Annotated in this window: 10 protein-coding genes; 4 read left to right on the plus strand and 6 right to left on the minus strand. The window is 63.4% G+C overall.

Going from position 1 to position 13,504, the window contains the following annotated elements:
- Positions 1–20: 20 nt before the first annotated feature.
- The 3 genes from folK to folP are packed head-to-tail and all read right to left on the minus strand — an operon-like array spanning position 21 to position 1,731.
- Positions 21–533 carry a 2-amino-4-hydroxy-6-hydroxymethyldihydropteridine diphosphokinase gene (folK, locus tag NKJ37_RS26480; RefSeq protein WP_023813033.1) on the minus strand — a complete coding sequence of 171 codons (513 nt, stop codon included), beginning with the start codon at positions 531–533 and terminating at the stop codon, positions 21–23.
- Positions 517–876 (minus strand): dihydroneopterin aldolase, encoded by a 360-nt coding sequence (gene folB / locus NKJ37_RS26485; RefSeq protein WP_023813034.1) that lies wholly within the window; start codon positions 874–876, stop codon positions 517–519. Before folB ends, folK begins: the two co-directional genes overlap by 17 nt.
- 3 nt (positions 877–879) lie before the next feature.
- Positions 880–1,731 carry a dihydropteroate synthase gene (gene folP / locus NKJ37_RS26490; RefSeq protein WP_352552995.1) on the minus strand — a complete coding sequence of 284 codons (852 nt, stop codon included), beginning with the start codon at positions 1,729–1,731 and terminating at the stop codon, positions 880–882.
- Between the two features lie 103 nt (positions 1,732–1,834).
- On the opposite strand from folP, the gene NKJ37_RS26495 reads away from it, so the two are divergent.
- Both NKJ37_RS26495 and NKJ37_RS26500 read left to right on the plus strand, forming a co-directional pair.
- Positions 1,835–2,494: a DUF922 domain-containing Zn-dependent protease gene (locus NKJ37_RS26495; RefSeq protein ID WP_352440309.1), complete on the plus strand. Its 660-nt coding sequence runs from the start codon at positions 1,835–1,837 to the stop codon at positions 2,492–2,494.
- 204 nt (positions 2,495–2,698) lie between these two features.
- On the plus strand, positions 2,699–4,180 hold the full coding sequence (locus NKJ37_RS26500; protein WP_352775658.1) for an MDR family MFS transporter: 1,482 nt from the start codon (positions 2,699–2,701) through the stop codon (positions 4,178–4,180).
- A gap of 3 nt (positions 4,181–4,183) precedes the next feature.
- Here the strand turns inward: NKJ37_RS26500 and NKJ37_RS26505 are convergent, their stop codons facing one another.
- From NKJ37_RS26505 to NKJ37_RS26515, 3 genes are all read right to left on the minus strand, one after another.
- On the minus strand, positions 4,184–5,212 hold the full coding sequence (locus NKJ37_RS26505) for an NAD(P)/FAD-dependent oxidoreductase (RefSeq protein ID WP_023813038.1): 1,029 nt from the start codon (positions 5,210–5,212) through the stop codon (positions 4,184–4,186).
- 96 nt (positions 5,213–5,308) lie between these two features.
- Complete coding sequence (locus NKJ37_RS26510; protein ID WP_013531878.1) at positions 5,309–5,629, minus strand: 2Fe-2S iron-sulfur cluster-binding protein; 321 nt, start codon at positions 5,627–5,629, stop codon at positions 5,309–5,311.
- 111 nt (positions 5,630–5,740) lie between these two features.
- Positions 5,741–6,109 carry an Hpt domain-containing protein gene (locus NKJ37_RS26515; protein ID WP_023813039.1) on the minus strand — a complete coding sequence of 123 codons (369 nt, stop codon included), beginning with the start codon at positions 6,107–6,109 and terminating at the stop codon, positions 5,741–5,743.
- Between the two features lie 272 nt (positions 6,110–6,381).
- Between NKJ37_RS26515 and NKJ37_RS26520 the strand changes: the two genes are divergently transcribed.
- Positions 6,382–12,693, plus strand: a complete 6,312-nt coding sequence (locus tag NKJ37_RS26520; protein WP_352775660.1) for a kinesin — start codon at positions 6,382–6,384, stop codon at positions 12,691–12,693.
- Positions 12,694–12,879: 186 nt separating this feature from the next.
- Positions 12,880–13,494: a 3'-5' exonuclease gene (locus NKJ37_RS26525; RefSeq protein WP_352612805.1), complete on the plus strand. Its 615-nt coding sequence runs from the start codon at positions 12,880–12,882 to the stop codon at positions 13,492–13,494.
- Positions 13,495–13,504: the final 10 nt, after the last annotated feature.

Genomic DNA, 13,504 nt, shown 5'->3' on the forward strand with positions numbered 1-13,504 from the left:
GCTACTGCCTCGTCCGGACCTCAGGCCAGCCACCAATCCCGGCCGGACGACAATCGCTCGATGCCTGAGGTATCGACGGCGACCAGGCGGTCGGTGATGCTGCGGCCGCTGACAACCAGGCTGGGCGCGATCTCGGCCAGCGGCGCCAGCACGAAGGCGCGCTCCAGCATGCGCGGATGCGGCACCTCCAGCCCGGTCTCGTGGATGACGCGGTCGCCGAACACCAGAATGTCGATGTCGATCAGCCGCGGCCCCCAGCGCTCCTCGCGCACCCGCTTCAGCTTGCGCTCCGCATCGAGGCAGAGGTCGAGCAAGGCACGCGGTGCAAGCACGGTGGAAATCTCGGCGGCCGCATTGAGAAAATCCGGCTGATCGAGCTTGCCCCAGGGCGGCGTGCGATAAAGCGACGAGACGCCGGTGACGCGCGTATCCGCGTCGGCATCCAGCATTCGCAGCGCCGCGCCCATGGATTTCGCCGGATCGCCAAGATTGCCGCCAAGGCTGAGATAAACGGTACTATTCGGGCCAGACAACGGTCACCTCGACATAATCGAGCACGCCGGGCACCGGTGCGTTCGGCTTGCGCACCGTGATCTCGGCTTTCTTTATCTGCGGAAAACGCGCCGTCAGCGCACGGGCCACTTCGAGCGCCAGCGACTCGATCAGAAAACGGCGCTGCCCGGTGATGATCTTTTCAATGACGGTGAATGCAATGCCGTAATGGACCGTATCCTCGATGGAATCCTCGGCAAGCGCCCGGCCCGGATCGACGGTGAGAACGGCATCGACATAGAAGCGCTGGCCGAGCCTTTCCTCCTCGTCCAGCACGCCGTGCCGGGCAAAGAAAGCGCAGTTCTTCATGCGGATGACATACATCGCTCAGTTTCTCGCCCGGTCCGTCTGACGCGCCAGCATAGCATCCGCAAGCGCCAAAGCGTCCACGTTGAATGCGACATCGTGGACGCGAAACAGATCGGCGCCCTGGAGCCTCAATATAACGCTGGTCGCCGCTGTTCCGACCCCTCTGTCGGCGGCATCACGGCCGGTGACCGTGCCGATGAAGCGTTTTCGCGACGTACCGACCATCAGCGGCAAGCCGAGTGCATGCAATTCCGAAAAGCGTGCCATTAGGTCGAGATTTTCCTTCGCCGTCTCCTTGGCGAATCCGAAACCGGGATCGAGCACGATATGATCGTCGGCGATGCCGTTCTGGCGGACGATTTCCAGCGACTTTCGCAGGAACGTCAATTGATCGGCAATCACATCCGGCAGTTTCTGGCGATCCCGCCCGGTATGCATGATGACAAGCCCGGCGCCGGTGTCGGCGGCGACACGCGCAATATCGGGCTCGCGCTGCAAACCCCATACATCGTTGACGATATGAGCGCCGGCGGCAACCGCCAGCCGCGCCGTGTCGGCGCGATAGGTGTCGACCGAAATCAGCACCTCACTCACGCCCGCCAGCGCTTCGATCACAGGCAGGATGCGGTCCTGTTCCTGACTGGCCGATACCGCGGCAGCACCTGGGCGCGTCGATTCTCCGCCGACATCGACGACCAGTGCCCCTTCCCCGATCATGCGGCGCGCCTGGGCCAGCGCCTTTTCAGGGGCGTCGAACTGGCCGCCATCGGAAAAGCTGTCGGGCGTGACATTGAGGATGCCGACGACCACGGCCTTGCCGCCAAGGTCGAGATGGCGTCCATGCGCCAACTGCCATCGCCTGGCCGTCATTGCTCATCGACCATGGAGTTCATCAATCATGTGTGATCCCTGGCGGATCAATTTCATTGCGCCGGCAACGGCCGTAAAGCAAGGTGGTCGAAGAGGCAACATGATGAAACGATCCATGCTTGGCATGAAAAAACCGTCCCTGTGCGTGAAACAATCCTTGGCTTGCGCGCTGCTGCTCGCCATGACCCCGCTTCCGGCGGCTGCCGCCAATCTCGTCAAGACGTACAGCTATTTCGCCATCGGCGGCAGCACGCTCGACGACATCGAGGCACAACTCTCCAAACGCGGGCCGGAGGTGAAAAGCACCGGCACCCGGCACCCGGGCGCCACGCAAATGGCCTTCACCACCCGTATCAGCTATGCGCAGACACCGAGTTCCTGCCGAATCGCCGACGCGGTGGTGACCGTCAAGGTGAAGGTGATCCTTCCCGAGTGGCGCCGCCCGCGCAAGGCCGATGCCGATGTCAGGCTGTTCTGGGATACGCTGTCCGCCGACATCAAGCGCCATGAGGAGCGCCATGTCGAAATCGCCAAGAACCATGGCGGCGAACTCGAAGAGGCCTTGAAGGCCACCTACCCGCAAAAGAACTGCGACGCCGCCAAGGCCAAGGCGGCCGCGATCACCGCGGCTGTCCTGGCCAGGCACGACCGCGCCCAGCTTCAGTTCGACCGCGTCGAAAGCGTCAATTTCGAAAGCCGCATCCTGCGGCTGCTGCGCTACCGCATGGAGCGCATCGGCAACGGCCGACTGCCGCCGGCCTGAACGCACCCGAACTGAAGCCAAATTCGCCGAAGCGTAGTGCCAGATTCGAAAAACTTTCGAGCCGCTGTCGAAACCGGCCTATATGGGACGACATATATCAGGCTCGCCAGACGCGAGCATAAAACACCAATGCGATCCGAACGGTCGAGAAACCGGAACGGCTGAACAGCGCCGGTCAAATCGCAAGCTTATGGATGAACGATCATGGACCAGGCTGTCGATAACAAAACGATGGCGGAAACCGGCACGCCGATAACAGAGAGCGAAAAGAACGCCATTATCGGCGGCGTGCTGTTGTCGATGCTGTTGGCGGCACTCGATCAGACCATTGTCGCGCCGGCCATGCCGACCATCGGGCATGCGCTCGGAAACGCACACTATCTGCCATGGATCGTCACCGGTTATCTCCTGACCGCTACCGCCGTGGCCCCGCTCTACGGCAAGATTTCCGATGTCTACGGACGCCGGCCAACCGTCTATGCCGCGATCCTGATCTTTTTGGCGGGATCGCTGGTCAGTGCGATGGCTCCCAACATGTTTGTGCTGGTTGTCGGGCGGGCGATCCAGGGCGCCGGCGGCGGCGGCTTGTTCGCTTTGACGCAGACCGTCGTCGGCGATCTCGTTCCGCCGCGCGAGCGGGCACGCTATGCCGCCTGGTTCTCCGGCACATGGGCCGTCGCCAGCGTTGCCGGTCCGTTGCTCGGCGGCACTTTCGCCGAGCACCTGCACTGGTCACTGATCTTCTGGATCAACATTCCGCTTGGTGTTCTTGCGATGGCGATCATCAACAAGCCGCTCAAGAAACTGCCCGTTGCCGCAAAGCGCCATCGTATCGACGCCCTGGGCGCGTTGCTTCTGATCATTGCCACGGCGCTGCTGCTGCTCGCATTGAACTGGGGCGGCAGCGCCTATCCCTGGATTTCGCTTGAAGTCATCGGCGTTCTCTGCGGTTCGGCGATTTTCTGGGGCGCTTTTGCCTTGCGGCTTATGCGAGCCGCCGAGCCGCTCATCTCGCTTGAAGTGCTTGGCAATCCAATCGTTCTGGCAGGCACGCTTTCGATGTTCCTGCTTCAGGCCGCAAGCGTCGGCATGGCTGTGTACCTGCCCGTCTATCTTCAGGCGGTGCTCGGCCTGTCGGCAGCAGAGTCGGGCATCGCGATGCTTGGGCTTCTGCTGGGGACCGTCGGCGGCGCGGCATTCAGCGGGCGCATGATACCGCATTTCACCCACTACAAGCGCATTGCAATGGTGGGCGTCGTCTTCAGCATGCTGTGCCTCTGCCTGCTGGCCGTCGTCGCAGGATATGCAACGCTGCTGGAGGTAGAGGTCTTGACGATCTGCATCGGGTTTGGAACCGGAACGACGTTTCCGGTCACCACCGTGTCGGTCCAGAACGCCGTCGATCGCGTGCATCTCGGCGTCGCGACGGGCGTGCTGACATTCCTGCGTTCGCTTGGCAGTGCGCTTGGTGTCGCGATGCTCGGCGCGGTCGCTCTGGGCTACGGCCTGCCGCTTGCCGGTGAAGGCGTGCGGATCGTGGGCCATAGCGCGACGGTCGAGCCGTTCGTGATGATCTTTGCCGTCGCCGCCGCTACATTGCTGCTGGGGCTGATCACGCTGACGCTGATGCCCGAAAAGGAGCTTCGCGGTTACGCCGACAATGCGGCGCCCATCCTCGCCGAGTAAGCTTCAGCCGGAGACGCCGAGCTTCTTCTGCAGGCTGGTCGAGGAGGTCGTGTACTGGAAAACGATGCGCTCGCCGGGGCTGATGATGCGCTTGGCGGCCTGCGCCATCAGCGCCACTTCGTGGAAGCCCGACAGGATCAGCTTCAGCTTGCCCGGATACCAGTTGATGTCGCCGACCGCGAAGATACCAGGCACCGATGTCTGGAACTTCTCGGTATCGACCGGAATAAGGTTCTCGTGAAGGTTGAGACCCCATTCCGCGATCGGTCCGAGCTTCATGGTCAGGCCGAAGAACGGCAGCATGCGCGTGCAAGGCACCTCGACATCGCCGTCCGGTCCCTTGATGGTGGCCGATGACAGTTGGCCGTCGGCACCGGTCAATCCGGTCACCTGCCCGACCTGGAATTCCAGCTGCCTCATTTCCTGCATGGCATACATCTTGTTGACGCTGTCGGGGGCGGCACGGAACTCGGGCCGCCGGTGCACCAGCGTCACGCTCTTTGCCACTGGCTGCAGGTTCAGCGTCCAGTCGAGTGCCGAGTCGCCGCCGCCGACGATAACGAGGTCATGGCCGCGAAAATCCTCCATCCGGCGCACCGAATAGAAGACACTCTTGCCTTCATAGGGCTCTATGCCGGGGATCGGCGGACGCTTGGGCTGGAAGGAGCCGCCGCCGGCGGCAATCACCACCACCTTGGCCTCGAACACCTCATTTTCGTCGGTGGTGACGCGAAAACTGCCGTCCTCCAGTTTTTCCAGGCTGGAAACCATTCGGTTGTAGCTGAAATCAGGCTTGAACGGCGCGATCTGCTCGAGCAATTTGTCGACCAGCCCCTGCGCCGAGATCGAAGGCCAGCCTGGAATGTCGTAGATCGGCTTTTCCGGATAGAGCTCCGCGCACTGGCCGCCCGGCCGATCCAGAATGTCGATCAGGTGGCACTTCATGTCGAACAAGCCGAGCTCGAACACGGCAAACAGGCCGACCGGCCCTGCCCCGACAATAAGCACGTCTGTCCTGGTGGTCTCGGTCATGCGATGTGCCTCGCTGCGAAGAGAGCAGGACACTGCATGACCAATGCTCCGCTGCCAAGCCGCAGCGGGAAAAATCAGTTGGCAAAGATCCTGCGCTTATCCCTGGCGGGCGGGCACGCGGACAACCAGGCCGTCAAGCGCATCGCGGACCTTGATCTGGCATGACAGGCGCGAGTTGGGCTGGACGTCGTAGGCGAAGTCCAGCATGTCCTCTTCCATCGCTTCCGGCTCGCCGACTTCAGCCGTCCAGGCTTCGTCGACATAGACGTGACAGGTGGCACAGGCGCAGGCACCGCCGCATTCGGCTTCGATCCCGGGCACGGCGTTGCGGATCGCGTTTTCCATGACCGTAGAGCCGTTCTCGGCGTCCATGTCGAAATGCGTGCCGTCATGGGCAATGAAAGTCAGCTTGGTCATTTGTCACCTGAAGGGAGTTCCAGCCGAGATAATCACTCCGGCTGACAAGTCAACTGCCGCATGAAAGCGCCGCCCGATGACGTTTTTCCGCAAATCGGGTTCGGCGCGGATTCAGCGGTTGATGGCGGCGATGAAATCGCGCACTTCGTCGATCAGCGTGCCAAGCCGCTTGAGCGTCTGGCCGTCTTCCGGCCGGTGCTCGATCTCGGTGGCGCAATCGGCGATGGCAAAGGCGCCGACGCCCCGTGCCGAACCCTTTAATCCATGGGCGAGCAGAAGCCGGTCCTTGATGTCGGCGTCGACTATTCTGTCGCGCACGGACAGCGCCTGCTGTACAAACAGCGCCAGCACCTCTTGCTCAAGGCTGCGGTCGCCCATCGTCTGGCGGGCAAGGTGTGCCAAATCGACCGGCCGTGACCGCCTTGGTCCGGATACGTCGCCCCCGGGCATTGAGAAGGCAATGCCGCTTTCGCCACGCATAAACTCGAACTCCGTTTCTTCGATTCGCCCAAAAACCTAGGCGAATCCAATGGACAACGGGTTAATGAATGGCCGGGAAAAATGTTGCCAAAGCGGCGCCCAAATCACAGTTCCGTTAACCTTATATTTAAAGTTTTACGTATCCCGCGGAATGCATGTTTTCTTTACCCCCCTGTGTCATTACGATACGAGGGGTCCATTTTCAGCCTCCTGCGCGGGGCAAGACAAACAGAATTATAAGCCCGCGGCAGCTAGTACAGGGTAGCGAAGGCATGGCAAAGAAACCAACGACGACGAGAACTCTCGACAGCGACGTGGCCAGGGAACTGGAAAAGGCGCTCGATCTCGACCTCAGCAACGAGATCGGCAGCGGCGACCTCGACATCGCGGCTTCGATGGAGGATCTGGAAGCTCAGATATCCCAGGCGGCCGACGAGCTGGCGCGCGAGGGACGCAATCATAAGCCGGAACAAAACCCGGAGCCTGTGGTCAATCAGAACCACGCCGCGAAACCCGCGCCCAAGGCCAAGCCTGCCGAATTGCGCCCCGTGGAACCGCGCAATGGCGCCCAGCCCGCGGGTTTCGCGCCGGCCAATGACGATCGCCAGAAGGACTACAAGACGCTTCTGCACAGCCTCAACAGGCGTGCCTCGAACACCATTTACTGGGTCGTCGCCTTCGTTTCGCTCGCCTGGTTCGCCGGCGCCGGCGGTTTGGCCAATCTGCTTTTCGGACCGAGCATCTGGAGAATCCGTACGCTCGACCAGTTCCTTGCCCGTCCGGAACTGATCGGCCTCGCCGTCGCGGCCATCGTGCCCGTCATCCTGTTCTGGGCCTTCGCCGCCATGATTCGCCGCGCCCAGGAAATGCGCATCGCCGCACAGTCCATGACCGAAGTGGCCTTCCGCCTGACCGAGCCGGAAAACCTTGCCCAGGATCGCGTCATGATGATCGGCCAGGCCGTTCGTCGCGAGGTCGCGGCCATGGGCGAAGGCATCGAACGCACACTTGCCCGCGCCGTCGAACTGGAAACGCTTGTCCACAGCGAAGTCAACCAGATCGAACGCTCCTATTCCGAGAATGAATCCCGCATCCGTTCGCTGGTCGACGGGCTCGGCAGCGAGCGCGAAGCCGTCGTCACCCATGCCGAGCGCGTCCGCGCCTCGATCACCGGCGCGCATGAGACGCTGAAGGACGAGATCGGCGCCGCCTCCGACATCATCCGCGACTCGATCCTCAATGCATCGACCAAATTGTCGATGACGATCACCAATTCCGGCGACACGCTCATCGACCGCATCAACGAAAGCTCGATGTCGATCTTCGATTCGGTAGAAGGCCGGCTCGATTCGATCACCGACCGGCTGTCGACCTCGGGCGAGGCCTTCGCCAGCCTGCTCGACACCCGCATTGCCAAGCTGACGGACACCACGGACGGCCTGACGCGGTCCTTGACCGATCTGCTGGACGATCGCACCACCGGCATGGTGTCACTGCTCGGCGGCGCCGCACGCACCCTCAATTCCGAATTCGAGGCCAGCCTCAACGGCATCGAGCGCACGCTCGCCGAACGCGGCCAGGCACTGATCAGCGAGTTCCAGACCCGCGCCGAGGCGCTCGACACCGGAACGCAGAAGCTCAATGCGGCACTCGAGGCCCGCGCCCGCCAGATCAACGAAACGCTGGTCGAGCGCGCCCGTGAAATCGCGCACACCTTCGCCGAGAGCAAGGACACGCTGTCGGCGATGATCGATCAGGGCAAGACCCAGATCGGCGCCGACATGGCCGACATCGTCACCTCGACCTCCTCCATGCTCGAAGCCCGCGCCAGCGACTTCGCCGGACGCATGGAAGCCGCCCGCCACGTCGTGTCGCGTTCGTTCGACAGCGACATCCAGCGGCTCGCCGACGCCCGCGTCGGCATCGAGGAAGCTGTCGAGAACCACAGCAGGAAACTGTCCGAAAGCCGCGAACGCATGGCCGCGGCCATGGAGGCCGACCTGGCGAAGTTCGCCGAGGGCCGCGCCGGCATCGATGCGGCGGTGACCAACCAGGTGCAGAAGCTGGCCGAAGGCCGCAGCCTGATCTCGCGCGCTCTCGAAGAGGATCTGCGCAAGGTCAATGAATCGCGGGCGGCCATCGATGCGTCGCTCGGCAGCCATCTCGAAAGGTTGGAAGAAGGCCGCAACAGGCTCTCCACTGCCCTAAACGAAGACTCCGGTAAACTGGTGCAAGCCCGTACGATCATTGATGAAATGGTCGCTGGCCATGTCGGCAAGCTCGCCGAGGGCCGCAACATCCTGTCGCGCGCCTTGGAAGCCGACCTCGGCAAACTGTCCGACAGCCGCGCCGACATTGACGGTCTGGTCGCCGGTCAGGTGGAAAAGATCGCCGAAGGCCGCGCCGTGCTCGCCAGGGCGTTGGAAAACGACATCGTCGGCATCAAGAGCCTCATCGAAACCCATTCCGCCAAACTGGCGGAAGACCGCACGCAGCTTTCCCATTCGCTCGACAATGATCTGTCCGGCATACGCGGCCTGATCGAAAGCCATTCGGGACGGTTGGCCGAGGACCGCGGCCTGCTGTCGCAGACGCTCGAAGCCGACCTTGCCAAGCTGGCCGAGAGCCGCTCGAGCATCGACGGTCTGGTCGCCGGTCAGGTCGAAAAGCTGGCCGAAGGCCGCGACATTCTCAAGCGCGCCCTGGAATCCGACCTGAACACGATCAAGGGCGTTATCTCAAGTCAGTCGGAAAAGCTGGCCGAGGACCGCGGTCAGCTTTCCCGGGTCCTGGAAGCCGACCTGCAGAATGTGAACAGCGTCATCGCCGATCACATGAACAAGCTTGTCCAAGACCGCTCCGCCCTGTCCAGGGCCCTTGAGGACGATCTCGCCAAGCTGGCCGACAGCCGCTCCAGCATCGACGGGCTGGTTGCCGGTCAGGTCGAGAAGTTGTCCGAGGGTCGCGACATCCTGCGGCGTGCCCTTGAATCCGACCTCAATGCAATCAAGGGCACCATTGCCGACCAGTCGCAGAAGCTGGTCGATGACCGGGCACAGTTCGCCCGGGCACTCGAGGCCGATCTCGAAAGCGTCAACGGCCTGGTCAACAGCCATTCCGAAAGGCTCGTCCAGGATCGTTCAACGCTGTCGAAAGCGCTTGAAGCCGACCTCGAAAATGTCGGCGGCCTCGTCAACAGCCACGCGGAAAGGCTTGTCCAGGAGCGCTCGACCCTGTCGAAGGCGCTCGAGGACGATCTCGCCAAGCTGGCCGAGAGCCGCTCCAGCATCGATGGCCTGGTCGCCGGCCAGGTCGAGAAGCTCGCCGAAGGCCGCGATGTTCTCAAGCGTGCGCTGGAAGCCGATCTGGCCAAGCTGGCCGAAAGCCGCTCCAGCATCGACGGCCTGGTCGCGGGCCAGGTCGAGAAACTGGCCGAGGGCCGCGACATTCTCAAACGCGCCCTCGAAGCTGACCTGCAGAAGCTGACCGAAAGCCGCAGCGATATCGACGACGTCATCGCCGGACATGTCGGCAAGCTGTCCGAAGGCCGCAATATGCTGACCCGCGCGCTGGAAGACGATCTCGGCAAGCTCGCCGAGACCCGCAAGGACGTCGACCGCTCGCTGTCGGGCCACATCGACCAGATCGCCGCCAGAAGCTCGGACATCTCTGCCGCGATTGCGGGAGATGTCGAGAAGATCGAGCAGGCGTTCAGCCGTCAGACCGGCATCATCGAGGAGCGCGCCGGCACCATGGAGCGTGCGCTCTCGACAGGCGTCGACAACGTCCGCGCCGTCCTCGAGAAGAGCGCCGTGTTTGTCGCCGGCGCCCTGCGCGAGAAGGTGCTGGAAGTCACCAGCACCCTGCACGAGCAGGCCGGTGCCGCGTTCAGCGACGCCGACCGCAAGATCGCCGAGCGCGCCGAGCAGACCTCCGCCGCCCTTTTGGCGCGGGCCGAAGACATCGCCCGCACCTTCGAGGATGCAGACCGTCGCCTGCACGCCCGTGCGGAAGATACGTCGAGCGCCTTGCTTGCCCGTGCGGACGACACGTCCAGCTCGCTGCTGGCCCGCGCCCATGAAACCGCCGATCAACTGGCTGCTCGCGCAAGCGAGATCGCCGGCACCTTCGAAGCGGCGGACCAGAAGCTCGCCGCCCGCGCCCAGGAAACCGCCGATCAGCTGACCGCCCGGGCTCAGGACACCGCCGATCATCTGGCAGCTCGTGCAAGCGAGATTGCAGGCACGTTCGATGCCGCCGACCAGAAGCTGGTCGCCCGCGCCATCGAAACGGCCCAGTCGCTGGCCGCGCGCGCCGGCGACATCCTGCGCAACTTCGAAGGCGCCGACCAGCGGCTCGGCATGCGCATCGGCGAATCGGCCGAAGCGCTTGCCGCACGCGCATCGGACCTTGGCCGCATCTTCGATGCCGCCGACCAGCAGCTCGTCTCGCGCATCGCCGAAGGTTCGGAAGCGCTGTCGAGCCGTGCTTCGGAAATCGGCCGTATCTTCGACGACGCGGATCAGCGCCTGGTGTCGCGCATCGCCAGCAGCACCACCACGATCGGCGAGCATGCCGAGACCATCGTCGGTGCCTTTGCCGATACCGAGCAAAGGGTCGCCGAACGCGCCAGGCGGACCGGCCAGGACATGGCCGTGCACGCCCGCGAAATCGAGCAGGCGCTTGCCGGCGCCGACGAGCGGCTCGCCTCGAGCGCCGCGGCCGCGGCCGCCCGTGTCGAAGAGCAGGTCTCAGGCGTCGAGAACCGCCTCGCCTTCACAGCCGAGACGATGGGCCAGAAGCTCAACGAGCAGGTGTCGAATGCCGAGGCGCAACTCGTCTCGCGCGCCAATGTGATCGCCGAGACCTTCACCGCGGTCGGCCAGCATATCGGCCAGAGCACCAACGATGCCGCCAAGACGATCGGCGCCAACACCCGCGAACTCAACACCATGCTCGCCGCACGTTCGGCCGAAATGTCGAAGATCCTCGACGAAACCGCACGGCCCTTGGTCGAGCGTTTCGCCCAGGGCGGCTCGGACCTGCAAAAGAGCATGGAAGAGGTCACCGAACGCGCCACCGAGAAGCTGCGCAGCGAGAATGCCGCGCTTGTCGACGCACTCGCGAACCGCACCGCCGAAACCTTGTCGGCGGTCGAGGGCGCCCGCTCGTCGCTGTCCGACAGCGTCGCCGATCTCATCGGCCGGATGACCAAGTCTAGTTCGCAGCTCGGCCAGCTGATCGAGCAGGCCGCGGTCAATCTCGGCCAGGTCGATGAACGCCTGAGCGGCAGCACGCAAAGCTTCGCCGCCACCACCGAGAAAGCCGCGCAGACCTTCGCCAGCTCGGCGCGACTGGTCGATTCGAACACGACAAGGCTGACGGAACTGTCGTCGTCCACCTTGCGCGAGGTGGCGTCGATCGCCACCAAGTTCGACGAACACAGCCGCCTGCTGTCCAGCGCTTCGGACCTGCTGAGCTCGGCCCAGAGCAATCTCGAACACACGCTCGAGAGGCAATCGTCGCTCGAAGACCTCGCCGTCGGCCTGGTCAAGAAGTCGGAAGATCTCGAAAGGGTCATGCGCTCGTTCGAAAATCTCGTCGGCCAGACGCTGCAGAACGCCGAAGGCAAGACGATGGAGTCGGCCGACAAGATCCGCAATGCCATCACCGACGTCGTCGATTCGGCAACCAAGCGCTTTGCCGATGCGACCGAAGAGATGCGGCGCACCGCGGGCTCGATCAAGAGCGAACTCGACCTGACCCGGGCCGAGCTCAAGAAGGGCGTCATCGAAATGCCGGAAGAGGCAAAGGAATCGACCTCGGCCATCCGCCGCGCCGTTTCCGAGCAGATCAACGCCCTCAAGGAGCTTTCGGACATCGTGGCCAAGTCCGGCCGCGGCGGCGGTGACGGATCAGAACCACGCAACCTGCGCCCGGCGCCGCAAGCGCCGGCCGCACGCGCTGCCGAGCCGCCGCGCCGCGCACCGGCACCGCAGCCGGACCTGCGCACGCCTCAGGCGCCCTTGGGCGGCCCTGCATTGCGAGGCACGCTCGACCTTGAGCGTCCTGGCGAGGCGGCACCGCGTCCGCGCGGCGATGCCAGCGCCCGCACGCCTCAGGGCGGATGGGTGCGCGATCTGCTTACCGCGGCATCGAACGATGAGGACCTCAGGTCGGCAGGCCCTACGGCCCCCGTGGAAGCGCAGCGCGCTACCCCTGCCCAGCGCTCGCCCCTGCATGTCGTGGAATCGCTGAACTCGCTCTCCGTCGATATCGCACGTGCCATCGACCACGATGCTTCGATCGAGCTGTGGAACCGCTACCGACGCGGCGAGCGTGACGTGTTCACGCGGCGGCTCTACACGCTGAAGGGACAGCAGACGTTCGACGAGATTCGTCGCAAGTATCAGGCCGAGGCCGAGTTCCGCGCCGCCGTCGACCGCTACTGCGACGATTTCGAGAAGCTGCTCAAGGATGTCTCGCGCAACGACCGTGACAACATCATGGCGCAGACCTACCTGACGTCGGACACCGGCAAGGTCTACACCATGCTGGCCCATGCGAGCGGCCGCCTGCATTGAGACAGGAATTGAACAGGCGGGGCCATGGTCCCGCCTGTGACTGTGCTGAACCTCCGGCACGCGCCGAACCTGCCCGCAGCACGTTTGCAAGCCGATCGACGCGTTCGGGACTTGCCCAAGTCGGATTTCCGACGCACTGAAGTCCACCGACAATACCCGCTGCCCTGACGCTCGAAGGGTGTGATCGTGAAGACGGCAATCATATTCGACTGCGAGTTTCTTTGCCTGGAGGGCTCGCAACGCCGATTCTGGTGCGCGGCACACGACCCCGACCCGGTGATCGCGCAGATCGGCGCGGTCAGGCTTGGACTTGAAGGCGACTTCCCCCTGCTCGGCACACACAAGGCCTATATCAGACCGGTCGACCGGTTTGGTCAGAGATACGCCCTCGACCCGTTCGTCACCAAACTGACCGGCATCACCGAGGAAGATCTGGAGACCGAAGGCGTGGCGCTAGGAGATGCGCTCGCCGACGTCGATCGTTTTTCCGACGGGTCGCGATTCTGGTCCTGGGGCAAGGACGAATTGAACATGATCGCCATCAGTTGCTATGTCGCGGGCATTCAGCCTCCGGTCCCGGCCACCCGGTTTGACAATGCCGTCAAGCTGCTGATCGCGGCCGGAATGCCGATCGAGGATCTGGCGAGAACGCCGAGCAACAAGCTCGCCGATTACTACGGCGTCGAACACCCGCCATTGCAGGGGCACGACGCGCTCGGTGACGCGCTGTCCGTCACCTATACCCTGCAGTACCTGATGAAGACCGGAAAGCTCCGCCCGGAAATCTTCGACCGCTTGTAGGTAGAGAAGC

The sequence above is a fragment of the Mesorhizobium sp. M0140 genome (assembly GCF_040322475.1).
Classification (GTDB): Bacteria; Pseudomonadota; Alphaproteobacteria; order Rhizobiales; family Rhizobiaceae; genus Mesorhizobium.